Source organism: Chitinophaga sp. CF418, from assembly GCF_900142925.1.
GTDB lineage: Bacteria > Bacteroidota > Bacteroidia > Chitinophagales > Chitinophagaceae > Chitinophaga.
On record NZ_FRCN01000007.1, the window covers coordinates 76701 to 101975 of the forward strand.

General features: G+C 47.4%; 22 protein-coding genes. 15 read left to right on the plus strand and 7 right to left on the minus strand.

Annotated features, from left to right (window positions below):
- The first annotated feature begins 39 nt into the window (after positions 1-39).
- The 4 genes from F3I09_RS16350 to pepE all read left to right on the plus strand — a co-directional run bounded on the left by F3I09_RS16350 (position 40) and on the right by pepE (position 3063).
- Positions 40-618, plus strand: a complete 579-nt coding sequence (locus F3I09_RS16350) for a Crp/Fnr family transcriptional regulator (protein ID WP_149696111.1) — start codon at positions 40-42, stop codon at positions 616-618.
- Between the two features lie 151 nt (positions 619-769).
- A complete protein-coding gene (locus F3I09_RS16355; protein WP_149696112.1) occupies positions 770-1366 on the plus strand; it encodes an NADPH-dependent F420 reductase in 597 nt (198 codons plus the stop codon).
- 182 nt (positions 1367-1548) lie between these two features.
- Positions 1549-2295, plus strand: coding sequence for an SDR family oxidoreductase (locus F3I09_RS16360; RefSeq protein ID WP_149696113.1), 747 nt, complete (start codon positions 1549-1551; stop codon positions 2293-2295).
- A 66-nt stretch (positions 2296-2361) separates the two neighbouring features.
- A complete protein-coding gene (gene pepE / locus F3I09_RS16365) occupies positions 2362-3063 on the plus strand; it encodes a dipeptidase PepE (protein ID WP_149696114.1) in 702 nt (233 codons plus the stop codon).
- On the opposite strand, the gene F3I09_RS34080 is transcribed toward pepE, so the two are convergent.
- Both F3I09_RS34080 and F3I09_RS16370 read right to left on the minus strand, forming a co-directional pair.
- Positions 3053-3214, minus strand: a complete 162-nt coding sequence (locus tag F3I09_RS34080) for a hypothetical protein (RefSeq protein ID WP_188133838.1) — start codon at positions 3212-3214, stop codon at positions 3053-3055. The genes pepE and F3I09_RS34080 overlap by 11 nt on opposite strands.
- Positions 3215-3284: 70 nt before the next feature.
- Positions 3285-4100: an AraC family transcriptional regulator gene (locus F3I09_RS16370; RefSeq protein WP_149696115.1), complete on the minus strand. Its 816-nt coding sequence runs from the start codon at positions 4098-4100 to the stop codon at positions 3285-3287.
- A gap of 120 nt (positions 4101-4220) precedes the next feature.
- Here F3I09_RS16370 and F3I09_RS16375 point away from each other — a divergent pair, with 120 nt between their 5' ends.
- From F3I09_RS16375 to F3I09_RS16385, 3 genes are all read left to right on the plus strand, one after another.
- Positions 4221-4586 (plus strand): hypothetical protein, encoded by a 366-nt coding sequence (locus tag F3I09_RS16375; RefSeq protein ID WP_149696116.1) that lies wholly within the window; start codon positions 4221-4223, stop codon positions 4584-4586.
- Between the two features lie 170 nt (positions 4587-4756).
- Entirely contained in the window at positions 4757-6127 is a 1371-nt protein-coding gene (locus F3I09_RS16380; protein WP_149696117.1) for a 3' terminal RNA ribose 2'-O-methyltransferase Hen1, read from the plus strand.
- 37 nt (positions 6128-6164) lie between these two features.
- On the plus strand, positions 6165-8708 hold the full coding sequence (locus F3I09_RS16385) for a polynucleotide kinase-phosphatase (protein WP_149696118.1): 2544 nt from the start codon (positions 6165-6167) through the stop codon (positions 8706-8708).
- A gap of 246 nt (positions 8709-8954) precedes the next feature.
- On the opposite strand, the gene F3I09_RS16390 is transcribed toward F3I09_RS16385, so the two are convergent.
- The 3 genes from F3I09_RS16390 to F3I09_RS16400 form a co-directional block, all read right to left on the minus strand.
- A complete protein-coding gene (locus tag F3I09_RS16390) occupies positions 8955-10220 on the minus strand; it encodes an NAD(P)/FAD-dependent oxidoreductase (protein ID WP_149696119.1) in 1266 nt (421 codons plus the stop codon).
- 133 nt (positions 10221-10353) lie between these two features.
- Complete coding sequence (locus F3I09_RS16395) at positions 10354-10977, minus strand: hypothetical protein (RefSeq protein WP_149696120.1); 624 nt, start codon at positions 10975-10977, stop codon at positions 10354-10356.
- A gap of 110 nt (positions 10978-11087) precedes the next feature.
- Positions 11088-11555: a hypothetical protein gene (locus tag F3I09_RS16400; RefSeq protein WP_149696121.1), complete on the minus strand. Its 468-nt coding sequence runs from the start codon at positions 11553-11555 to the stop codon at positions 11088-11090.
- Between the two features lie 222 nt (positions 11556-11777).
- Here F3I09_RS16400 and F3I09_RS16405 point away from each other — a divergent pair, with 222 nt between their 5' ends.
- The 5 genes from F3I09_RS16405 to F3I09_RS16425 all read left to right on the plus strand — a co-directional run bounded on the left by F3I09_RS16405 (position 11778) and on the right by F3I09_RS16425 (position 18524).
- Positions 11778-12332: a DUF1795 domain-containing protein gene (locus tag F3I09_RS16405; RefSeq protein WP_149696122.1), complete on the plus strand. Its 555-nt coding sequence runs from the start codon at positions 11778-11780 to the stop codon at positions 12330-12332.
- A 143-nt stretch (positions 12333-12475) separates the two neighbouring features.
- Positions 12476-13882, plus strand: a complete 1407-nt coding sequence (locus F3I09_RS16410) for an arylsulfatase (protein WP_223233263.1) — start codon at positions 12476-12478, stop codon at positions 13880-13882.
- 8 nt (positions 13883-13890) lie between these two features.
- Complete coding sequence (locus F3I09_RS16415) at positions 13891-16674, plus strand: glycosyl hydrolase (RefSeq protein WP_149696124.1); 2784 nt, start codon at positions 13891-13893, stop codon at positions 16672-16674.
- A gap of 27 nt (positions 16675-16701) precedes the next feature.
- Positions 16702-17610, plus strand: a complete 909-nt coding sequence (locus tag F3I09_RS16420; RefSeq protein ID WP_149696125.1) for an AraC family transcriptional regulator — start codon at positions 16702-16704, stop codon at positions 17608-17610.
- 80 nt (positions 17611-17690) lie between these two features.
- Positions 17691-18524 (plus strand): SDR family NAD(P)-dependent oxidoreductase, encoded by an 834-nt coding sequence (locus F3I09_RS16425; RefSeq protein WP_149696126.1) that lies wholly within the window; start codon positions 17691-17693, stop codon positions 18522-18524.
- Positions 18525-18997: 473 nt separating this feature from the next.
- On the opposite strand, the gene F3I09_RS16430 is transcribed toward F3I09_RS16425, so the two are convergent.
- Positions 18998-19579: a TetR/AcrR family transcriptional regulator gene (locus F3I09_RS16430; RefSeq protein WP_149696127.1), complete on the minus strand. Its 582-nt coding sequence runs from the start codon at positions 19577-19579 to the stop codon at positions 18998-19000.
- Positions 19580-19718: 139 nt separating this feature from the next.
- Here F3I09_RS16430 and F3I09_RS16435 point away from each other — a divergent pair, with 139 nt between their 5' ends.
- On the plus strand, positions 19719-20537 hold the full coding sequence (locus F3I09_RS16435) for an SDR family oxidoreductase (protein WP_149696128.1): 819 nt from the start codon (positions 19719-19721) through the stop codon (positions 20535-20537).
- A gap of 43 nt (positions 20538-20580) precedes the next feature.
- On the opposite strand, the gene F3I09_RS16440 is transcribed toward F3I09_RS16435, so the two are convergent.
- A complete protein-coding gene (locus F3I09_RS16440; RefSeq protein WP_149696129.1) occupies positions 20581-21396 on the minus strand; it encodes a DUF6597 domain-containing transcriptional factor in 816 nt (271 codons plus the stop codon).
- Positions 21397-21772: 376 nt separating this feature from the next.
- Here F3I09_RS16440 and F3I09_RS16445 point away from each other — a divergent pair, with 376 nt between their 5' ends.
- Positions 21773-23530, plus strand: coding sequence for an ABC transporter ATP-binding protein (locus F3I09_RS16445; protein WP_149696130.1), 1758 nt, complete (start codon positions 21773-21775; stop codon positions 23528-23530).
- Positions 23511-25271 carry an ABC transporter ATP-binding protein gene (locus tag F3I09_RS16450; protein WP_149696131.1) on the plus strand — a complete coding sequence of 587 codons (1761 nt, stop codon included), beginning with the start codon at positions 23511-23513 and terminating at the stop codon, positions 25269-25271. Before F3I09_RS16445 ends, F3I09_RS16450 begins: the two co-directional genes overlap by 20 nt.
- Positions 25272-25275: the final 4 nt, after the last annotated feature.

Genomic DNA, 25275 nt, shown 5'->3' on the forward strand with positions numbered 1-25275 from the left:
ATGCAGTAAATTTAGGCCGTAATACTTAAGCAATACCGCATGTTTGATGTTTTTCAGCAATACCTCCAGTCGAAAGGTAGCTTCACACAAGAAGACCTGGCGTTGATCCAATCCCGCAGTTTTATTAAGAAACTACGCAGGAAACAATACCTGTTACAGGAGGGCGATGTGTGGAAATATTATGCATTTGTGGCTAAAGGATGCCTGCGGAGCTATTACCTGGATGAAAAGGGCATAGAGCGAATTATGAAGTTCTCGGTGGAGAACTGGTGGGCGGGCGACAGGGAGAGCCTCGTGAATGGAACACCGTCTACCACCAACATTGATGTGCTGGAAGATGCGGTAGTGGTCATGTTCAAAAAAGAGGATTTTGAAGCATTATGTCAGCAGATACCGGAATTGAATAAGGTGGTCAATACACTGGTGCACAGGAGTTATATAGCCGCCAATCACCGAATTCATGCAGCTATCAGTTATACGACTGAGGAGAAATACAGGGATTTCATCGAAAAGTACCCGGATCTGATGAACAGGGTACCATTGCATATGATCGCATCTTACCTGGGAGTGACACCGGAGACGCTCAGCAGGGTACGATCGCAACCCGCAAAGAAGTGATTATCAAAGTTAGTATGTATGAGCCTTGACATTTGTCAAGGCTTTTTCTTTAAAGTTTTAAAGGCTTTTCCGTATCAGTTGTCATTGGAACGGGGCTCCATTTTGATGCAATTTTACATCGTTGATCATCAAATAAAATCAACGATAAGCCATGAAAACAAAAATAGGAATAATAGGAGCAGGTGCAATAGGGCTGGCCTTTGCAAAGCAGGCAGCAGCGGCAGGACATGAAGTAATTATCAGCAATAGCAGGGGACCTGCGTCACTCGATGCAGTTATAAAGGACCTGAAAGGTATACAGGCGGGTACTAAAGAAGCTGCTGCACAGGCAGACGTGATAATGATAGCTGTACCCTGGCAGCATCTGGATGCGGCAGTAGCAGGACTTGACCTTTCCGGAAAGATTGTGTTTGACCCAGTGAACCCCATTATCACTCCCGGTTTCATTTTACCCGATCTCGGAGGAAAGACCTCCAGTGAAGTAGTTGCTGCTAAAGTGCCTGGTGCGGCGCTGGTGAAAGTGTTCAATACTTTACCGCCGGCGTTGATCACCGCTAATCCTGCACAGAACGGAGGCAATAGGGTAGTGTTTTATTCAGGAGATGACAAGGCCGCAAAAGAGGTTACGGGCAGATTGTTAAGCAGTATGGGATTCGCAGGAATAGACCTGGGAGGCCTTGTACAGGGTGGCAGGATGCAGCAATTCCCCGGAGGACCGCTTGCCGCTATTCATCTGGCGAAATATTGAGGATGATACGGCGCGTGTTGGGAGTGTAAAGTATCCCCATAACATCTTCCGGAAGAAAAACTGAGAAAGTGAGAAAGAGATCGCGGAATGGTGTTGAGAGTGTAAAGTATACCCATAACATCCCGGAAGAAATAAAATAACAAATAGTAAAACAGATCAATAACAAGTAAATATTAAATATCATGTCAAACTTAGCAAATAAAATAGCCCTGGTAACAGGAGGCAGCCGTGGGATCGGCGCTGCAATCGTTAAACGTCTGGCTGCTGATGGCGCACGTGTTGCATTCACTTATGTGAGTGCTGAAGACAAGGCGAATGCACTGGTAAGTGAAATAAACAGGGCTGGTGGTAAGGCTATTGCGATCAGGGCTAACAGTGGTAAAGTAAAAGAGGTTGAACATGCTGTGGAAGAAACAGTGAAACAACTTGGAAGTCTGGATATACTGGTGAACAGCGCTGGCGTAACTGTATACAGCCCTGTAGATAATGCTGAAGATACGTTGCCGGCACTTGAACAACTGCATGCTGTAAACGTTACAGGTGTTGCAGCTGCGGTACGCAAGGCTAGCAAATACCTGGGGGAGGGAGGACGTGTGATTAACATAGGCTCTTCTACTGCCGACAGGATGAGTTTCGCGGGTTTTGCAGACTACGCTGCTTCCAAAGCTGCTGTGGCAGCCTATAGCAGGGGATGGGCACGCGACCTTGGCAAAAAAGGAATCACCGTTAACACTGTACAACCTGGTCCGACCGCTACTGACATGAATCCTGATAACACTGAATTCGCAAGTGTTGTAAAGGCGGAAACAGCATTAGGCCGTTATGCGGCTCCGGAAGAAATAGCTGCGGTGGTCGCGTTTTTAGCAGGTCCTGATGCCTCGTATATCACCGGATCTACGATCAGGGTGGACGGAGGTCAGAACTCATAAGTTGGTGTAAAGAAAAAGTATAACCGGTAGCCGATGGTTACCGGTTATCTTTTTATATTGCAGGTTATGAAAAATGTTGTTTTAGCCAGTACATCCACACTACATGGGGAAACTTACCTGTCCTACCTGCTGCCGTTGATCAGAGAGCTTTTTGCCGGTGTTCCTGAAGTGATCTTTGTTCCTTATGCCCGTCCGGGAGGCATCTCGCACGATGAGTATACAGAAAAGGTGACTACCGTATTTGCGACGGCAGGACTGAAGGTGCGGGGATTGCATACGTTTGATGATCCGGCGGAGGCTATCAGGAATGGGGCTGGATTTTTTACAGGAGGTGGGAATACCTTCCTGCTGGTGAAACAACTGCATGAACTGGAATTAATGGACGTGCTGCGCTGGGAAGTGGAAAAAGGAAAACCTTACCTGGGTACAAGCGCGGGAAGTAATATCGGTGGTGTGAATATGCAGACAACGAATGATATGCCGATCGTCTATCCGCCCAGTTTCCAGACAATGGGGCTGGTACCTTTTAACCTCAATCCGCATTATCTCGATCCTATTCCGGATCTGCCGCATATGGGAGAGACCAGGGAAACGAGGATACGGGAATTTCAAGAGCAGCAGGACCTGACCGTGGTTGGATTACGTGAAGGCAGCTGGATCAGGGTGAGGGAAAAGAAGATCACGCTGGAAGGAAGTATGCCGGCCAGGATATTTCAGAGAGGGAAGGAAGCGTATGAGCTGGAGATCGGGGAGGAGATTATTTTTTGAATGATGCTTCAGTAACGAAGTCTCTGGACACAGCACAGATGAATACGGTGTTCTGTTCAGATAAAAGAAAAGGCCACATCAGACACGCGATGTGGCCTTCAACGATGCGTTTGCCGGTTGCGCCTGTAGCACCGAAGATGATGAGTTTCATTATAGTTTGTTTTTGTTAACCCAAAGCTATAATGTGTTCAGGGCGAAAAATAGAACGAAACCGCCAGGGGTTATTTTGTCAGGATAGATAAGTTTTCTATGAGTTCTTTAGATCTTTTCTGGAACTGGAAAGGAGAAAAGCCTGCAAATTCTTTGAAGGCCCTGATGAAGTGAGATTGATCTGCGTATTCATTTTCAAAGGCGATATCGGACAGTTTATCGTAATCGCTTTGCCTGAGCAGATGCATGGACGCCTGGAAGCGGGAGATGCGGGTAAACAGTTTGGGCGTAATGCCCACGTGTTGTTTAAACTTGCGTTCAAAACTTCTTTCTGATAGCTGTAAGTCTTCTCTCAATTCTCTGACAGAGATGTTGCCGTTTGCCCGTTTTATACGATCCAGGACATGTTGCATAACTTTATCGGTATACTGTGTATTCCTGTTGATCTGGGCAAGCAGATAAGAGCAGAGTGTGTTTATCTGTGCCTGGCAGGAAGGCAGGTTGGATAATTGTTCTGAGAGGCGGAATCCCTGTTCGCTGGCCATCAGGTCGAGGTCAAGACAGGTATCTGTGAGTTCATCTGCGTTTAGTCCGAAGATGGATTTCAGTGCATGTGGGTAAAAGAAAATACCTATTGTATTAAACAGGCCGCTTATCCGCAGTTCGGCATGCCTGGTGGCTTGTCCGTAGAGGATAGTGCCGGGCAGTTGTTTATTATTCTGAAATAAAATGCCTTTGTCCTGGTGCTGGAAAATAAGTCCGGGGCAGCCGTCGGCAATGGTCCTGAAGGAAGCGGCGGAGATATTGGTATCATGGCTTTCAAGCACCCAGAAAAACCGGATGTAATCTCCCAGGTATTCTGGCGGGGGTATTTGTTTGAATTGCATACCCATTGTATTTTCTGCTTAAAGGTACTATGTATTGACAGATCTGCAAGCTGTAAAGCCTGGGGAACTTATCATGCGTCCTGGTTTTTGTTTCCGGGGGATTGTTTATAAATTGGCTGGATGGAATTACAGGTCTTAAAAGTATTATTAGTAAGGTTCCTGGAAGGGGATCAGCTGAAGGAAGAAGAGGGGGAGCAACTATTGGCAGGACTGGAGCAGCTGATAGAGCGGAATGAACTGCACCTGCTGGTGGGAATAAAGTATTGTATTGAGGAGGAGAAAGTGTTGTCGGAGTATGATCTGAAGGAGGTTTACTGGGAGGTGCATATGTTCTATGGGCATCACGAAGATGATCATGATCATCATGATGAAACAGCGACGCCGGTGTGGCAGGATTTTATTTATAAGTGGGGATGGTTGCATGCGTTGCTGACAGGGTTGGTAGCGGCGTTGGCGTATATGTTGATACGGAGGTATGGTTTGTGAGGGTATTGGCAATTGAATGGTGTCGTAGGAGAGATTCATGGGCAATCAAACACATGACCCCTATGGGTCGATGTTTCAAAGGTCCTGAATTAATTTTAAACGTTTTTTATACCTGCGCAAAAAGATTTCGCACACCGTGCCGACATTTGGCCCATCAATTTTTATAACGAATGTTACTGACGATTACGACAAGACATACACCTGCAACTGACCTGGGATATTTGTTGCATAAACATCCGGCCAAGGTACAGGAGGTAGAGTTTGGGAAAGGGAAGGCGCATATTTTCTATCCGGTGGCGAATGAAAATGAATGTACCTGCGCGCTGCTGCTGGATATAGACCCTGTGGGATTGGTACGGAGCAATGGTAACCAGTTTGCGCTGGAACAGTATGTGAATGACAGGCCCTATGTGGCATCTTCCCTTATGAGTACTGCTATTGCGAAGGCATTCAGCTCGGCAATAAATGGCAAGTGTAAAGATAAGCCTGAACTGGTGGATGTGCCTTTCCCACTGGAGGTAAAGCTATCCGTGCTGCCGGTCAGCGGAGGGGAGACGATGCTATACAGAATGTTTGATCCGCTGGGATACATGGTGACAGCCACGCAGCATCTGCTGGATAAACAGTTTCCGGAGTGGGGCAATAGCCGCTATTTTACGGTTACGTTGCGACAGAATATCACCTTAAAGGATTTATTATCACATCTTTTTATACTGATCCCGGTGCTGGATAATGACAAGCATTACTGGGTGAACAGGGAAGAAATAGAAAAGCTGCTGGTGAAGGGAAAGGGATGGCTGGAAACGCATCCTGAAAAGGAATTGATTACGCGGCGTTATCTGCGTCACCAGGCATCATTGGCGAATGATGCATTGGCGGTGATTATGAAGGATGATATGCCCGAAGAGTTGCTGAAGCCTGATGTGGTTGCAGAGAAGCCTAAGCCGGGATTGCATGAGGAGCGTTTACAGCGGGTGTGTGAAGAGTTGCTCAGCACCCCTGTAAAATCAGTTGTTGACCTGGGATGTGGTGAGGGGAAACTGTTGAAGCTTTTATTGCCTCATCAGCAGCTGACGCATATAACGGGAATGGATGTAGCTTCTCAGCGACTGGAAATAGCTTACAGGAGATTGAAGATAGACCGCCTGCCGGATAATCAGCGGAAGAGATTGCGGCTTATACAAGGTTCACTGACTTACCGGGACAGAAGGATTGAGGGATTTGAGGCCGCTGCATTGGTAGAAGTGATCGAACACCTTGATCCTGACAGGCTGAAGGCATTGGAGAAATGTGTATTTGGTTATGCGATGCCAGGGAAGGTAGTAGTTACTACGCCTAATAAGGAATGGAATGTGACTTTTACAGAGGATGCGGATCAGATGCGGCATGGCGATCACCGGTTTGAATGGACACGTGCTGAGTTTCAGCAATGGTGCGACAAGCTGAGTGCTGCATATGGATATGCATATGTTATTAAGCCGCTGGGAGATGAAGTTGAAGCGATAGGTGCGCCTACCCAGATGGCAATATTTACAAAGTAGGGGCGCAAATATTTATCAGATAATATTAATTGAATTTATGAGGATACAAATACCGGAGTTATCTTTTGTGGTGATGATAGGTGCCAGCGGCTCCGGCAAGAGCACTTTTGCCAGGCGATGGTTTGGTAAAGCTGAGGTGGTAAGCAGTGACGCCTGCCGGGAGATAGTGAGTAATGATGAGAACAATATGGATGCGTCTGAAGATGCTTTCGACCTGTTGCATTATATAGTAGGTAAAAGATTAAAACGGGGATTGCTGACAGTGGTGGATGCCACCAATGTGCGTCCGGAAGACAGGAAGAAGCTGGTGGCGCTGGCGCGGGAATATCATGTACTGCCCGCCGCCATTGCCCTGAATATGCCCGAGAAGGTCTGCCTGGAACGGAATCAACTGAGGACAGACAGGAACCTGCCACCGCATGTGGTGACATCGCATGTTGGCCTTTTGAGAAGAAATATCAGCAAGCTGAGAGAGGAAGGCTTCAGGAAAATATTTGAGTTGCGTGATGCAGCGCATGTTGCAGCTGTGACTATGATAGAAAGGGAGCCGTTGTGGAATAACAAGCATAGTGAACAGGGGCCATTTGATATTATTGGCGATGTGCATGGCTGTTATGAGGAGCTTTGCAACCTGCTTACCTTGCTGGGACATACTGTGGATGCGACTGCATACAGCGTACAGGTGAATAATGGCAGGAAGCTGATATTCCTGGGGGATCTGGCGGACAGAGGTCCGGCCACGCCGGCGGTATATAAGCTGGTGATGAATGCAGTGAGCGATGGCGTAGCGCTGTGTGTGCCTGGCAATCATGATGTTAAGTTGCTGAAGTTCCTGCAAGGGAAGAATGTACAACTGATGCATGGGCTGGAAAGGACCGTAGCACAGTTGGCGGGAGAAGACGCCGCTTTCAGGGAGCAATTAAAGCTCTTCCTGGATGGGCTGATCAGCCATTACGTATTGGATAATGGTAAACTGGTGGTAGCGCATGCCGGATTGAAGGAAGAGATGCAGGGAAGGGCTTCTGCGGGTGTACGTGAATTCTGCTTGTACGGAGAGACGACCGGAGAGACGGATGAATTCGGGCTGCCGGTACGGTATAACTGGGCGGCCAATTATAGGGGAAAGGCGATGGTCGTGTACGGGCATACGCCGGTATATGAGCCGCAATGGTTCAATAATACCATCGATATAGACACGGGTTGCGTATTTGGTGGTAAGCTGACGGCCCTGCGTTACCCGGAAAGGGAGTTGCACAGTGTACCAGCACTGGCTACTTATATGGAGTCTTCCCGGCCTTTGAGAATACCCGGAGAAGGCAATAACCTGCAGCATGAACAGGATGACGTACTGGACATCGAAGACCTGACCGGCAAACAGTTGATACCTACACGTTTGCTGAACATAGTAACTGTGCGGGAGGAGAATACAGCTGCGGCGCTGGAATCTATGAGCCGCTTCAGTATTCATCCGAAGTGGCTGATCTATCTGCCGCCAACAATGTCACCTTCTGAGACGAGCACCCTGCCTGAATACCTTGAACATCCTACGGGCGCTTTCAGCTACTACAGGAAGAATGGGATCAAACAGGTGATCTGTGAAGAGAAACATATGGGCTCCAGGGCCGTGGTGATCGTTTGTAAGGATAGTGAGGTGGTAAAACGCCGTTTCGGTATAGATGAAGATAGTATAGGCACCTGTTATACGCGTACCGGCAGGGCTTTTTTCACTGATAAAGAGACAGAACAGGCCTTCCTGGGGATGGTACATGCAGCGCTGACCGAGCGTAACTTCTGGGAGGAGATGGAAACAGATTGGGTATGCCTGGATAGTGAGCTGATGCCCTGGAATGCGAAGGCGCAGGCATTGCTGCAACAGCAGTATGCCGCTACAGGAGCTGCTGCTGTAAATGCGATGACAGAGACGATCGCAGCATTGACAGCGGGGGCGGAGAATCCTGCTATCGCGTCTTTACTGAAGGATTATGAACAGCGTGCGGTGATGTGTCATCAGTTTACAGCTGCTTACCGGCAGTATTGCTGGGAGGTGAAGTCCCTGAGTGATTATAAGCTGGCGCCGTTCCACCTGTTGGCTACAGAAGGGAAGACTTACTTTGATAAAGATCATGTCTGGCATATGGAGCAGCTGGGCCGCTACTGCGGAGGAGAAGGGAATCCACTGATGGCTACCAACTGGAGAGCGGTGAATCTGGAAGATGCGCAGAGCGTTGCGGATGCTACCAGCTGGTGGGAAGCACTGACAACTGAGGGCGGAGAAGGTATGGTGGTGAAGTCCCTGTCATTCATAGAAAGGGGCGAGCGTGGTTTGCTGCAGCCAGCTATTAAGATCAGAGGTAGGGAATACCTGCGGATCATCTACGGGCCTGAATATACGCTGGAAGCTCATCTGACCCGGCTGAAACAAAGGGGGCTGGGGGCCAAAAGGGCCCTGGCGCTGAAAGAGTTTGCGCTCGGTGTACAGGCAATAGAGCACTTTGTGGCGAAGGAGCCGTTGAGGAAAGTGCATCAATGTGTGTTTGGGTTGCTGGCGTTGGAGAGTGAGCCGGTGGATCCGAGATTGTAATTGAGGATGTTAGCATACCGCTTGGGAATATGGGGCCGGATTGCCGATGTGTGATTATAGAATGTATTTGCATATGGACCCGGGGAATTTCGGGCTACAAACATGTAATCAGGGATTTATTTGCACGTGGCCCCGGGGGAATTCCGGGCCACAAACATGTAATCAGGGATTTATTTGCGCGTGGACCCGGGGTTAAAACCCCGGGCTACAAACACACGACCCCGTAGGGGTCGGAGGTTAAAATTATCACTGACGGCCTCTTATTTTAGCAGCTACAGCTATACCAGTGCTAAGCGCCGCTTCTACAGTACCGGGGCTCGTGCCATCATACAGGGCTTCACCGGCAAAGTAGAGGGTATTTTCAATGCCTGCATTCAGCAATGCCTGTGCAGTTACAGATGCAGGTGTACCATAGCTGTATCCTCCTGCAAAATGAGGATCAGCTGACCAGTTGGCGATATGACTGCTGACGAGTTGTTCCTTCAGCGTTTCTACCGTTTCATTACAGAGTGTAGCCAGAGAGCTGATAGATAGTTCCAGGAGCTGTTCGTTTGAGAGGGTAATGTAGGCGACAGATGGAGGGCCTCCCAGCCATCCCGTAAGTATATTCACCCTGGAAGGGCTTTGTGTCCACCAGGTAGGGATGGGCGTTTCTCCCAAGAGAAAGGCCATCTGTTTGGTATGTTTTTCCCAGAAGGGTGTTTTGAAATGCAGTATTGTTTTGATGATAGTTCCCCAGCCAATATCATTGGCTGCTTTGATATAATCAGGAATGGCAGGTGAGAAGGAAATTGTGTTCTTCTGCAGTGCGCCAAGGGGAATAGTGACGATCAGTTTATCTGCTGAAAAGGATGCACCACCGGCGGTTTGCACCTGTACTTTGCCGGCAGACCATTCAACAGCTGTGACAGTAGTATTGGTAATGATGTTGCATTGCTGTTTGCGGCATTCCCCGGCCAGGAAATCTGTCATGGCTGTGTACCCTTTGTCTATCCTGAAGTTTTTTTCATCTTCGTTTGTCCATTCATTGTACAGGTATTTTACGCTCACTTTTGCAATGTCTGCCAGGTCGAATCCCTGTACAAATCCCTGGATATTCTTTCTCAGGTCAGGATGTTGTTCGTAAGGGTAATGCTGGTCGAGGAAGTCCTGCATGGTCATGTCTGCAGGGCTTTTTTCCATTTGTTCCAGCAGCTCATCCCAGTTGGGGATCATTTCATGCTGTGCGACCCATTGCCTGTTATTGACACGAAACATCTGGCCGCTTACCTGCTGGTATCGTAGTCCTGCTTCCTGTAATAATCCTAATGTAATGGGCAGCTCGCCGTGTACGAATTCAGCGCCTGTTTCCGCTTCTTTGATCCCATCACGGTAGATGGTATTTATACGTCCGCCGGTAGTGTTTCTGGCTTCCAGTATGGTTATTTTGTACAGTCCGGATAATTCTCTTGCGGCAATAAGCCCTGCGGCACCTGCGCCTATAATGATGATCTCTTCTGATGATTTAGCCATATACCTGCTGATTCTGATATAGCAAGTTATGGCTTTTTATGTTGTTTAAGCATTGTTCCGGAGGGCCATTTCAATAAAAAACGGCTTATACTCCTGGTAGAGCACAAGCCGTTTTTATCCGGATAGCAAAAGATTATTGTTTTTTAAATCTCATGATCTGTGTAGAACGTTTGTCGGAGTATACAGTTGCTCCATCTTCAACAACTGTATCACGCAGGATGAACGCAGAAGCTATAACAAGGGTATCGCCTTCCCATTTGTATTTGGCACCTGATGGAAGTGAAGCAACAGAGTCGCCTAATGCAGGACTGTTTACAAAACCGCCTGAAAAGTAGATAGAGTCTGTGCCGATCAGCTTGTAGCTGGAAGTGCCGCTGGATTCAGGCATGTCTATTACCCATGGCATGTTGGAATAGCCGGACTGTTCTCCATTCATGTAAGTCTTACCGTATACGGTAGCATTAATGCTGTAGGCAAATTTGCTTGAATTAAATTTGTTAGCATCAATGGTAACGGTACCCTTATTGTTGTTTGTCTGGTAAGTACATGTGGCTATGGAGCTGACTTCCTTAATATCAGAATCGGTATCGCCATAAACATTCCTGACTTCTGCATAGGTGTCGGCTTTCATAGCAATGAAACTGTAAGTGCCTTCGAGGCCATTTTTAACTTCGTTGTTTACGTCGTCGTCATTTGAACAAGCAACAAGAGAGGATGCTACAACGGCTAACAATAATGCTGATTTTACTGCTTTCATAAGTATATGTGGGTTTGAAAATAAGCGCACGCAAAGATATGTAATTACAAATAGATTGTAAAAAACAATTATTTGTAATAATGAATTGTGAGTAGTAAACCAGCCAGGTATTATCTTTTCAGGACTTTTTCGACTTCATAAAGGCGTCTTCTTAATTCGGTGAGTTCTTCTTCCAGCAGGTCTACTTTTTCACTCAGCAGGTACTGGTGGTAATCGGGAATGATGGAGAGTTCGCGCAGTTTAGGGAAGAGGTCATGTTTGAAGAAGGTCAATCCCGTTTCTTCTCCATGAAATTCATGCGCGGTTTTTGTAAGATGATTGTACAGGCAGTAACGGAGCCCATCGGAATTGAATGTCCAGGGGCTGATATACAGCAGTTCCCAGTTGGCGATCCTGAGCAGTTCCAGCTCTCCTTTGGCATTTACAAACTGGTAGATGGTAGATTCAACATAACCATTGGATTTGTAGGTATCTGTTGTCATGAGAATGTAGGAGTACTCGGGTAAAGCTGATATTGATTCAAGATTGTGTAATGGGCTATGACTTCCATCTCTGAATATTGCGTAGTATCTGACCATAAAATGCTATCTGTTTGAATATTCGTATCACATAACTTGCAAAGGCAGTGACAATAAGATTAGGTTGAAAATAATATAATTAATATGAAAATCACGTATTAAATATAGAAAATGGGTAATAATCTGTGAACGGGAATAGTATAGGCGGCTTGAACAGTAATGGCAGATATACTCATTTTAAATAAAATGCTCTTATCTTTATGGATTAATAAACACGAATTTATGAAGTACTTTTCATTATTAATCGTTGCCGGGGTATTATTGTTTTCGGCTTGTAAGAATGGCAATAATCCTCCAAAAACTGCAAAGGAAATATTGGAGGAGGCAGCGCCGAACATGAATGCAGGCGCGGGTAAATTCACTATTGACGGACCTAAGGACTGGAAGCGGATAGATACTACCTTGAATGGTGTTAAATCAACAATATTCCTGGCGCCGGAAGAAACAGATGGTTTCAGGGCCAATATAAATGTAGTGTCAGAGAATATGGGAAAAGATTCCCCACAGGCGTATTTTGACAAGACGGTGAGCTCTATGGAAAAATACCTGGAGAAATTTGCGGTAGCAGATAAAGGAGATAAAGATATTAACGGTATCCCTTCCAAATGGCTGAAATATACAGCTGTACAAGGAGGGAAGCATGTAGCTGCGGTATTATACATAGTGCCAAAGAATGGTATTGCTTATGGCATTACAGGTATTACAAAAGCTGGTGCAGGAGATAAATATTTTGCGGTATTTGATAATACTGTGTCCACATTTAAGGTGACCGAATAACCGATATTATTATATTATTGAAACGTAAAGGCCGGGCATTTTGTCCGGCCTTTTGTGTTTTATAGTTTATTACTCTATTAATTTAGTAGGTTTTTATAAATTGAGCTTCGTTAACAGCGTATTTAAGTTAATCAATGCATTTTATGAAACGGAATTTCTGGATGGCAGTTCTTACCGGGAGCGCTATGTTGGCGGGCATAATGGCCGAGGGCCAGACGCGTAAGCCTAACATTATTTTTATTATAGCAGATGATCTGGGATATGGAAACCTTAGTTGTTATAATCCTGAAAGTCCTGTGAAAACGCCGAACATTGACAAGCTGGGAAGGGAGGGGATCCGGTTCACGGATTTCTATTCAGGCAGTACGGTATGTGCGCCGTCCCGTTGTGCACTGCTAACCGGGAAGCATATGGGACATGCCTTTATCCGGGGTAACAGCCGTTTACCATTGCGGCCGGGGGACAGTACACTGGCGCAGCTGCTACAACAGAATGGATACCGTACCGGGATGTTTGGCAAGTGGGGCCTGGGTGAGGAAGGTACCACCGGCTCTCCGGAGATAAAGGGTTTTGATGAATTCTTCGGGTATCTGAACCAGCAGCATGCGCATAACTACTACAGCAATTACCTGTTTGAAGTGAAGAATGGTAAGATGAGCAAAGTGCCGCATGACACGACCGTATACACGCAGGATGAGATCATGACACATGCGGTGTCGTTTATCAGGGATAACAGGGATCAGCCTTTCTTCCTTTATCTTCCTTTTACCTTACCTCATGCTGAGTTGGCGCCGCCAGCTGCTGATATGCAGGCATTTCTGAACGCAGATGGCAGCAGTAAGTTAGGGCCGGAATCGCCATATGAGCAGAAAGGAGGCACTTATCGCAGTCAGCCGCAGCCACATGCCGCCCTGGCGGCCATGATTGCAAAACTGGACAGGAATGTAGGGGAGATTGCAACGCTGGTAAAGCAATTGGGGCTGGATGACAATACCTATATCTTTTTTACCAGTGATAACGGTCCTCACAAGGAAGGAGGAGCTGATCCGGAGTATTTTAATAGTAATGGTCCATTGAGAGGTATCAAGCGTGATCTGTATGAAGGTGGGATACGGGTACCCATGCTCGTCAGAGCGCCAGGTAAAGTGTCTGCCGGACAGGTTAGCAGTATTCAATGGGCTTTCTGGGATGTTTTGCCTACGTTGACCGATCTTACACATTCGGCTACTTTATCCGGAATAGATGGATTATCTTACAGGAAAGCATTGAATGGAAGTAAGCCCGGACGGCAGCATGAATACTTTTACTGGCAGTTCAATGAAGGCGGATTACAGGAGGCCCTGCTGAAAGGCAACTGGAAACTGATCCGCTTCAAACGCCAGGGAATGCCTGCCCGCTTTGAGCTGTACCGTCTTTCTGCGGATATTGGCGAAGCGCATGATCTGGCTGCAAAATATCCCGGGAAGATAAAAGAACTTTACAGGTTGATGCTGCAATCAAAGACACCAGCCGAACATCCGGAATTTGACTGGTCGGCGACAGAACAATAAATGACGTTATGAAAACTGCAATCCAAAGAACCGGCAGGCTGCTGTTAACGGGCCTGTTCCTATTGTTTGTCTGGCCTGCCGATGCACAGCAGGAGGCCTGGCCCGCTATAAAGAGAGAAACAAAACCCTGGACCCGCTGGTGGTGGATCGGTAGTGCAGTGAATGAAAAGAACCTCGCTTCTTCATTGGATGTATTGCGGCAGGCGGGTTTTGGCGGGGTTGAGATTGCGCCTATTTACGGGGCTATCGGGTATGAGCCGCAATATGTCAGTTATCTTTCACCACGCTGGACAGCGTTACTACGCTACACAGTTTCTTCGGCAGGAGAGCGGCAGATGGGGGTGGATCTCACCACCGGTACGGGCTGGCCATTTGGCGGTCCGCAGGTGACGAAGGCCTATGCCGCTTCCCGTTTTATTATACAACAATACCATCTCACTGGCGGAAAAACACTCACACAACCTATAAGGGTAAACGATGCCAAACAGGAGGGCGCAGCACTGCAGGCGCTGACCGCTTATAGTGGCAATCAGACAGTCTCGCTGACAGATAAGGTAGATAAAGAAGGACATTTACATTGGTCGCCCGCCATCGGTGAATGGGAGCTCTACGCCTTGTTTGACGGCAGGACCTTACAGCAGGTAAAGCGTGCGGCGCCGGGAGGGGAAGGATATACGCTCGACCATTTATCGGCAGAGGGCCTGCGGGTATATCTGCACCGCTTTGATACTGCCTTTAAGTATAAAGCGCCGGGAGTGCGGTCTTTTTATAACGACAGTTATGAGGTATACAATGCCGACTGGACGCCTGCGTTCCTGACTGCGTTTAAAAAGAAGAGAGGGTATGACTTATCGAAGTATCTGCGGGAGCTGGCAAGTGATGATAGTACAGACCTGGTGGCGAGGGTGAAGTCTGATTACAGGGAGACGATGTCTGAACTGTTGCTGGATAATTTTACTCGTCCCTGGACACAATGGGCGCATGGATATAAGGGCCTGTCGAAGAACCAGGCGCACGGATCACCGGGCAACCTGCTGGATCTTTATGCGGCGGTGGATATTCCGGAATGTGAGACCTATGGTTCAACTTATTTCCCGATTCCCGGTTTACGAAGGGACAGTGCGGATATCCGGAATGTGGATCCTGATCCGGTGATGCTGAAGTTTGCGTCTTCCGCCGGACATGTGGAAGGACATCCGTTGATATCCTGTGAGACGTTTACCTGGCTGACGGAACATTTCAAGACCTCCCTGTCGCAATGTAAGCCGGAGGTGGAGCAGGCTTTCCTGGCGGGAGTGAATCACGTATTCTATCATGGTAATACTTTCTCTCCGCCGGAGGTACCGTGGCCCGGATGGCTGTTTTATGCTTCCGTGAATTTTGTACCAACTAATAGCTTCTGGCCGCATCTGCCGGGGCTGAACAAATATATTACCCGTGTGCAGTCGGTGTTGCAGTCGGGCGTGCCTGATAATGAACTGCTGGTTTACTGGCCGGTATATGATGCCTGGTACCGGGCAAAGGGGCGGGATATGCCGCTGATGGTCCATGATATTGACAAATGGTTGCAACCTACGGCATTTTATAAGCAGGTGAAAACACTGCAGCAGGCAGGGTATTCTCTGGATTTTATTTCAGACAGGCAACTGGCCAGGGCAGGTGTGGGCAAGGGGAAGGATAGTGCTGGCGTGCAATTATCCGCCTATAAAATAGTGCTGATACCGAAGGCCAGATTGATGCCGGTGGCAACGATGCAACAGATCATCCGGCTGGCGGAGGAGGGATCTACCGTGGTGATGGAATCCCTGCCGGAAGATGTGCCAGGGCTGAGTGAACTGGATAAACGAAGAAAAGCATTGAAGACCTTGCTGGCTTCCCTGCAATTCAGACCAGATGCAGATGGACTGGTAGTGGCACAACGTGGAAAAGGTAGGCTGATCCTTGCTGCTGATGTACAAAAGGCGCTGTGGCAAGTGGGCCTGGAACGGGAGAAGCTGACCGATAAGGGACTTAAATTCATCCGCAGAAAAGAAAACAATACAAGCTGGTACTACCTGGTTAACCATACGCCACAAAAGATAGATGAGTTCTTGCCGCTGAATAAAGCGGAAGGCGCTGCGATACTGCTGGATCCGCAAACAGGTCGGACAGGCAGGGCCAGGAGTAGGCAGGAGGAGGGAAGGACCCTGGTAAAACTGCAGTTGCTACCCGGCGAGGCAATGATCGTGCATACCGGTAAAGGTGTGCAGGAGCAGGGCGTGCCTGACTGGGCCTACCTGGACACGCCGGAAGCGCCGGTAACATTGTCCGGTGGCTGGCAATTGACCTTTCCCAATGGCGGGCCTTTTATGCCGGATTTTCGTCAACTGGATAAATTGACACCCTGGACAGTCCTGGGCGATTCCGCTGCCAATGCGTATTCTGGATCCGGGGTATATACTACGACTTTTACGTTACCGGAGAAGCAGGCCGGGGAATATGTGCTGGATATCGGGGAGGTGCATGAGAGTGCGCATGTGTGGGTAAATGGACATGATGCGGGCATTCTCTGGGCTATTCCTTTCAGGGCCAGGATAGGACAATTCCTGAAGGCAGGCATTAATGAGATCAGGATAGAGGTGGCCAACCTGATGGCAAACAGGATCCGGTATATGGATCAGCACCAGGTGTCCTGGAGGCGGTATCATGAGATCAATTTCGTGAATATCAACTATACCCCTTTTAATGCGGCAGGCTGGCCGGTACAGCCTTCGGGACTGACGGGACCGGTTACCATCACCTTGTATCAGTAGTTTGTTTGAATTTTGTAACTTCGCTGTATGGCAACAACACAAACACTGGAGGAATTCTATCAGCAGAAGTTTAACTGGTTACCGGAGAATCTTCAGCAGGATATAGGGCATTTCAATGTATTCAGACTGGAAGACAGCCTGGCAGGAGTGCATGGTACTACGCCTTTTAAATATAGCCGCCGGGATTTTTATAAAATCAACCTGGTACGGGGAAAGACCCTCTACCATTATGCTGATAAAAGTATTGAACTTGATGGTACTGCCTTAATGTTCTTCAACCCACATGTGCCTTATACCTTCGAGCCACTGTCAGAGGAGCGGACAGGGTTTTTCTGCATCTTTAAGGAGGGATTCTTCACTGAGCGGATGAGGGGAAACATCAATGAGCTGCCGATGTTTACACCGGGCGGGAAACCTTCCTATATGCTCAACAAGGAGCAGGACGGGCATATCAGCCAGATCTTTACGAAGATGCTGGATGAGATAGGCTCAGACTATAAATATAAGTATGACCTGCTGATGAACTATGTGACCGAAATTATCCATTACGCCATGAAAATGACGCCTATGGATACTTTATATAAGCATCCGGATGCCAAATCGAGGATCACTTCTGTATTTACAGAGTTACTGGAGCGGCAATTTCCAATAGAGTCTACTTCCCAGCGGTTTACCTTGCGGTCGGCCAAGGACTTTGCGGACCAGCTATCGGTGCATGTGAATCATCTGAACCGGGCTATCAAGGAAACTACAGGCAAGACCACCACAGCGCATATTGCCGAACGGCTGGTGGGGGAAGCCAAGGCGCTGCTGAAACATACGGACTGGAATATTTCAGAGATCAGTTATTGCCTGGGCTTCGAAGAGGCTGCCCACTTCAACAACTTTTTCAAGAAACTGACCAAGGTAACTCCTTCTTCTTTTAGAACTGTTTGAATTTTGCAATCATTGCTTTGATGGGTGTAATGATTAGTGATACTGGCTGTAGTAGTTTTGTATCACTAAAATCACGAACGATGAGCAACAAAAAAGTATGGTTTGTAACAGGTGCATCGAAAGGACTGGGGCTTAGTCTGGTGAAGCAATTACTGGCAACGGGTCAGCTGGTGGCTGCTACTTCCAGGAAAAAGGCAGATCTGATCAATGCTGTAGGTATTGAGTCTGAACAATTCCTTCCTTTAGAGACGGATTTAACGAATGAGGCAAGCGTTGCGGATGCTGTAGATAAGACAATTGCAACGTTTGACAGGATTGACGTGGTGGTGAACAACGCTGGTTATGGCATTGGCGGGAGTATTGAAGAACTGACAGATGATGAAACGAGAGAGAGTTTTGATGTGAATGTTTTCGGTACCTTGAATGTGATCCGTAAGGCGATGCCGTATCTAAGGGCACAGCGGTCGGGACATATCATTAATATTTCTTCCATTGCAGGTATTGCGCCGGCTACGGGATGGGCAGTATATGGAGCTGCAAAGCATGCCGTGATAGGATTGTCGGAAGTGTTGGCGGAAGATGTGAAGGAGTTTGGTATTAAGGTAACGGTGGTGGCGCCGGGTGCATTCCGGACCAGTTTCCTGACTGAGGAATCGCTGGTGATCGCTAAAGAGCCTATTCCTGCATATACAGCGATCCGGGACTCTCATGCGAAGTATAAGAATATGGATGGTACACAGATCGGGAGTCCGGAGAAGGCGGCTAATGCGCTGATCGCTATTGTAAATGAACAGAAGCCACCGGTATATCTGCTGTTGGGGTCTGATGCATATGCGAGGGGATTGGCTAAGCTGGAGTTGTTGAAGAATGCGTTCAGAGAGCAGGAAGAGTTGACGGTGTCAACGGATTTTTGATTAGTCGATAAGGGAATTGTTTATAAAACGAGGTTGCATCATTAGTTTTGATACAACCTCGTTTCATTTATAAGTAGCTGCGGGATGTCGGTCGGCTATGACCCTCAGGAGCTATTATAAACGCTAAGTAGCTCCGGTTTCAGTATGGGATGGCGGTCGGCGCCTCTCTGGAAGGCTATTTAGCGTTGTCAATCGAATAGGATTTTGAATGCAGATTGAACGGCATCTGTCGTGCCGCCGGAGAGCCGAAGGCCCGCCATTCCCATCTGAAACCGGGTGCTACTTTCGCTCTCCCTATTACTGGTTATACTGTCCCGTTATCATGACCATCTGAAACCGGGTGCTACTTTCGCTCTCCCTGTTACTGGTTATGCTGTCCCGTTATCATGCCCCTGACCCTAACCCCGACGAGTTTTTTGTGTGGCTGTAGACAATGATTATCTCTTTTAGATTATCCTTTTTATGTGCCCGATTTATTTTATAACGGACAATGTTATTCTGATAATATCGTCGAATACTTTTTTGTCGGCGCCTGATTTGGAATGTACACTTAGGCCCCAGAGATTATTCATGATAAATCTTGCGAGGGAGCGGGGTGGATTGTCTTTGGAGATCTGTCCCTTTTCCTGTCCTCTTTTAATGGCTGTCGTGAAGGCATTTTCCAATGCTTCCCTGTTCTCTTTTACGATAGCAGCTACTTCTTCATCGTGTGGGGCAAGCTCCACTTTGGAATTGACCATGAAACAGCCTCTCTTTTCTTCTCCTGTGAAACATTCTGCTTTTGTACGCTGGAATAGCATTTTAAGCGTTTCAGGAATATTTTCAGATGTTTCCAGGAGCTCAATGACCTCTGCAGTAACGGTATTCCTGTAACGTTGCAGTGCGCTGATAAAGAGGCTTCTTTTATCGCCATAGGTATCGTACAGACTGGAACGGCTCAGTTTCAATTCATCCAGTATTTCCTGGGGAGAAGTACCATTGTATCCTTTATGCCAGAAAAACAGCATCGCGTTGTTCAGCATTTCCTCTTCGTCGAATCTTTTTGTTCTTGCCATAGGTGATACTATTATAATGCAAATATACAAAACGGAATTAAAATTCCGGAATAGAAAATATTTATTAGGAACTTTTGTTCCGTTATGTATATATTTGCGGAACAAAAATTCCGTTATAATATAAATTCTATCATCAGATATGAAGAAGACAGTATTTATTACAGGCACCAGCGATGGTTTAGGGAAATTAAGCGCAAAGTATTTTGCAGGACAGGGATGGAATGTAGCAGCGACTATGCGTACACCGGAAAAGGAAACAGCATTGACGCAATATGAGAATATCCGTGTTTTCAAACTGGATGTGACGAATGTAGAACAGGTGCAGACGGCGGTTAGTGAAGCGATAGCTGCATTCGGAAAGATAGATGTAGTGGTGAACAATGCGGGAGTGGGAAGTTATGGTGCGCTGGAGGCTGCGTATGAGTCGGTGATAGACTGGCAGTACAATACAAATGTGCGCGGTCCTATTAACGTGATCCGTGGTTTCCTGCCTCATTTCCGGGAAAACAAGGGAGGGATGTTCATCAATATCAGCTCCTTTATGGGTGTTACGACAGCGGTGCCTGTGGGGTCATTGTACAACATGTCCAAGTTTGCGCTGGAAGGTTTGACAGAGGGGCTTTATTATGAGCTGAAGCCGTTGAATATTGAGTTGCGCCTGGTAGAGCAGGGTGGCTCGAGCGGGAATAATTTCAGGGACCGTATTGTCTGGAATAAACATCCTGAGATCCGTGAGTATGATGATATCACTAACAAGGTTAAGTCAATGATGGCTAATGTAGATCCGTCACTAATGGATGACCCACAGACGATCGTAGACGTGATCTATGACCTGGCCACCGGTAAGAGTCAGCAGTTCCGGACTTTGGTAGGTGCACAGGGTAAGCAGCTGATGGCTATGCGTAATTCCATGCCTATTGAGAATTATCTGGAGACGATCGCCGGGCTTTATAAGTAAGATATGATTGGGTTGGCTCCTGATTTTGTAAAAAAGTGAACTGTCAGATATTGACAAAGACGTTATTGATCCATGTATTGCTATTGAAATATGCTTTGGGAGATTGTTGGGTATACTGCCGGAATGTGCGGATCAGGTGGGACTGGTCGTAGTAGCCGGTTTCATAGCTGCCGGCGGTATAATTTTCCTCAGGGTGTGCCTTTTGCCAGGCTACAAAATGATTGAAGCGGATGATATTGCTGACGGCTTTTGGCGTTAATCCCACCTGCTTTTTAAACAGGGCGTCGAGATATTTTCCTGATACACCGGTGCGGTGCAGGAGCTGATCTACAGACACATTTCCTTTGTGCAGCATTATTTCGCCTATTGCGGCGTGTACATAATCGTAAGCGCCGGAAGGCTGTTCCAGCCTGGTGATCATCCCGGTAAGCAGTCTTTCGAAATGCCGGAAGGTTGTATGTGGATGCGCTGTGATACAATCCATAAAACTGCCGGCAGGAAGAATATCACTCAAAGGTGTGATACCAGAAGACGGATCGGGGACTGGCATTTTCAGAAACGCGGATAATGTATGCGGATAGAAACGGATACCGTATAGACGTGCTCCCGGCATGAGTTGCAGCGTGTAGCTGGTGAGTGTTTGTCCGGCAATAAAAGCGGCAGGCTCTTCGATCCACGCAGTATCACTGAATTTTCGTTTGGCTACATGAGGGTGCAGATGGAAGATAATCTCATGATGCCCGTCGGGTAGGATATCCTCCTGGTAAGGCTGCGGAAGGTTTGCAGGGACTTCCAGGTACCAGCAGTTTTTGACCAGATGGGTCAGATTTTGAGGAATATAGGTTTCTATCAGTATCATAATATAACACAAAAATTATCACTAAAATTGACAAACGGGAATAGCTTATTCGGATAAAATCCGTAATTTCATTACTCACTAAAGAAAAGGAGGTATTCATGCAATCTACAGAATATTCATGGAAACCTTCGGTTGGTATCGCCTAACCGGGTTGCTCCATAAAAAATATCTGGGACGCGGACGCGTCGAGGTCCTTCCGGTTATGCCGGGAGGACTTTTTTTTCTGATCATACAATATTTGTTTCTACCGTTCGTCCACTTATCAAGCGCATTAACCCAACGCCCTTATACCTGCGTATTATAATGCTCTATTTTTAGTTTAAATTGGCCTTTTGCAGTAAATAGGTCTGCCAGCTGCCATATATTTGTTAATGATATGAAGAAGACAAATACGCCTGTTGCCACGACAGGGAAAGGAAATTCAGGATTGATGTCGTTGTTGCGCCCTTACAGAGGACAATTATCCTTACTGATCCTGATGGCTTTATGTAGCAATGGATTGAGCCTGGTTCTGCCAGCGCTGACCGCCAAGGGTATCGATGCCTATTCCAAAGGGACATTGGTAGTGAGGGAGCTTGTAACCGAGTTCATCGCTGCCGCCGCTGCTATTTTTATTTTCACTTACCTGCAAAGTATCATTCAGACCTATATGGCTGAAAAGGTGGGACGCAGGTTGCGGACTTCTCTTGCTGAGAGAGTTTCGCGGCAGGATTATTCGTATATACAGCAGGTAAATCCCTCGAAACTGCTCACGAATCTTACGGGCGATGTAGACAGCATTAAGGTCTTCATATCCCAGGCTATTATTTCCATCGCCTCTTCTGCCTTTATGATCATCGGCTGCTGTATACTGCTGCTGAGTCGGGACTGGAAGCTGGGGCTGGTCATACTTTCTATTATTCCTTTTATAGCGATCGCTTTCTGGACGGTACTGAAAAAAGTGCGGTCGATGTTCCGCATCAGCAGAGAGGTGGTAGATAAGCTGAATAAGACGATTAACGAGAGTATTACTGGTGCGGCCCTGATCAGGGTAGTGAATGCACAGCAACTGGAATATGACCGTTTTATTGCGCCGAATGGGGAGTCAAAAACGCTGGGCATTGCGATAGTCCGCATGTTTGCCGGCCTGGTACCGGTTATCAGTTTCCTGGCCGGTATGTCGATATTGTCAACGCTTCTGCTGGGAGGACATTTTGTGATAAAAGGGGAGATGTCGCTGGGCGACATTGCCGCTTTCAACAGTTATATCGCCCTGCTGATCTTTCCGATCATCGTGATCGGGTTTATGAGTAACCTTATCGCACAGGCATCGGCTTCTTACCAGCGTATCAGCGAGGTGTTGTATGCACCGGAAGTGCAGGATAAGGGAACTGTAAAGAAGCAACTGGAGGGCGATGTGGCGGCGGAGAATATCGTCCTGTCCATGGAGGGTAAGCCGGTGCTGAAAGATGTCTCTTTCTCGGTGAAAGCGGGTACCCGCACAGCTATTATCGGTCCGACAGCCGCGGGTAAAACGCAGCTGCTGAATGTGATCGTAGGATTGCTGAAGCCGGAGAGCGGGCGTGTATGCTATGATAATACTGACCTGAATGAATATGATAAAGCAGGCCTGTTACAGCAGGTGGGACTGGTATTCCAGGATAGTATTGTGTTTAACATGAGCCTGCGGGAGAATATAGCGTTTAACGAGACCGTAAGCGAGGCTACCATGCAGCAGGCGATTGCTACGGCAGAGCTGAAAGAGTTTATAGCAGGATTGCCTGAAGGATTGGAAACGGTGGTATCGGAGAGAGGTACGAGTCTTTCCGGCGGGCAAAAGCAACGTATCATGTTGGCGAGAGCGCTGGCTATTAATCCGCGTATCCTGCTGCTGGACGACTTTACTGCGAGAGTGGATGCCAATACCGAGCAAAGGATACTTGAAAACGTCCAGGAAAATTATCCGCACCTGACGTTGATATCTGTTACACAAAAAATATCATCTGTAGAACATTTTGACCAGATCATTCTGCTGATGGATGGCGAAGTAATAGCTGCAGGCGCCCATCCGGAGCTGATGCAGACATGTCCTGAATACGTACAGATCTTTAATTCCCAACGTAGTACCAGCAATTATGAATTACAACCTGAATAATACAGATAAAACAGAACAGAAAAGTACTTCAGGTAAGCGTCTCCTGAAATTACTGGCATATATCAAAACGGAGCACAAGGACCTGATCAGGGCATTCTTTATTATGATGGTCAGCCAGTCGCTGACGCTGACTGCGCCTTTTGTAATTGGTTATACGATCGACAATTATGTACAGACGAAGGACTTTTCGGGCATTCTCCTGTGCTCCGGTATCCTGCTGGGTATGTACCTGGTAAACTTTGGGTTTTCCTACTGGCAGAGCAGGATGATGGGAGGAGTCGGTCAGCGTATGTTGTATAACCTCCGGAATGCGGTGTTTGTGAAGCTGCAGGAGCTGCCTATTGCATTCTTTAACCAGAATAAAACAGGGGATCTCATTTCGCGTATCAACAATGATACGGACAAGATGAATCAGTTCTTCTCACAATCCCTTGTGCAGTTTGCCAGTGGTATTATGTCGATGACAGGAGCTGGTATTTTCCTGTTGTGTATTAACATGAAACTGGGTGTGGCTACATTGTTGCCGGGCCTCATGTTACTGGTTTTCACCCGGCTGATATCTCCGCTGGTGAAGAGTAAGAATGCCGCCAATATGAAGAGTACGGGAGGATTGAGCGCAGAGATACAGGAAAGCCTGAGCAATTTTAAAGTGATCATTGCTTTCAACCGTCGCGATTATTTCCGTAAGCGTTTTGACCAGGCCAATCAGCAGAGCTACCGTACGGCAGTGTCGGCAGGGTTATTCAATAATATTTTTACGCCGGTCTTTTCTTTCTGCTCGCAGATGGCCATGCTGGCGGTATTGGTATATGGCATTTATCTGATCTCCGTAGGACAGTTTACCGTGGGATTGCTGATCAGTTATCTGTCTTATTCTAACCATTTTTATAACCCCATTCGTCAGCTGGCAGCCTTGTGGACGAACTTCCAGATGGCGATGGCAGGATGGGACAGGATTTCGCAGATCCTGGAACTTGAATCTGATCTGAAGGTGGTAGCGGCAGCGTCAGTGAAGGAAAATGCTCCGCTGATCAGTTTCAACAATGTAAATTTCCGTTATCCGGGAAGTAAGGACATTCTGCGGAATGTAAGCTTCAATATGGAACGCGGCAAGACCTACGCATTGGTAGGGCCAACAGGCGGAGGAAAAACGACTACTGCTTCCCTGATAGCACGACTGTATGACCCTACAGCGGGAGAGGTGTTGCTGAACGGTAGGGATATCCGCTCGTATACGCCAGAAGAACGGGCACATAAGATCGGTTTTATCTTACAGGAACCATTCCTTTTCTCGGGTACCATCCAGGAGAATATCGTGTATGGAAACGAGCGATATGCTGCATATACCACCGCTCAGCTGGAAGAAGTCATTGCGAAGTCAGGACTGGATACACTGCTGGAGAGATTCGAGGAAGGCCTGGCTACAAAGATCGTATCTGGTAATGACGGCATCAGCCTGGGACAGAAACAGCTCATTGCCTTCATGAGGGCGGTGCTCCGTGATCCGGACCTGCTGGTGCTGGACGAGGCCACTGCCAATATAGATACTGTGACTGAACAACAGCTGGAGGCTGTATTGCAAAAGCTGCCGGCCCATACTACCCGTGTGATCATAGCACACAGATTGAATACCATTGAGACTGCGGATGAGATCTTCTTCGTGAATAATGGAGAGATCGCCCGTGCGGGGTCCTTCAGTCATGCCATGAACATGTTGTTGCATCACGAGCGTAGCTCGTGATGTC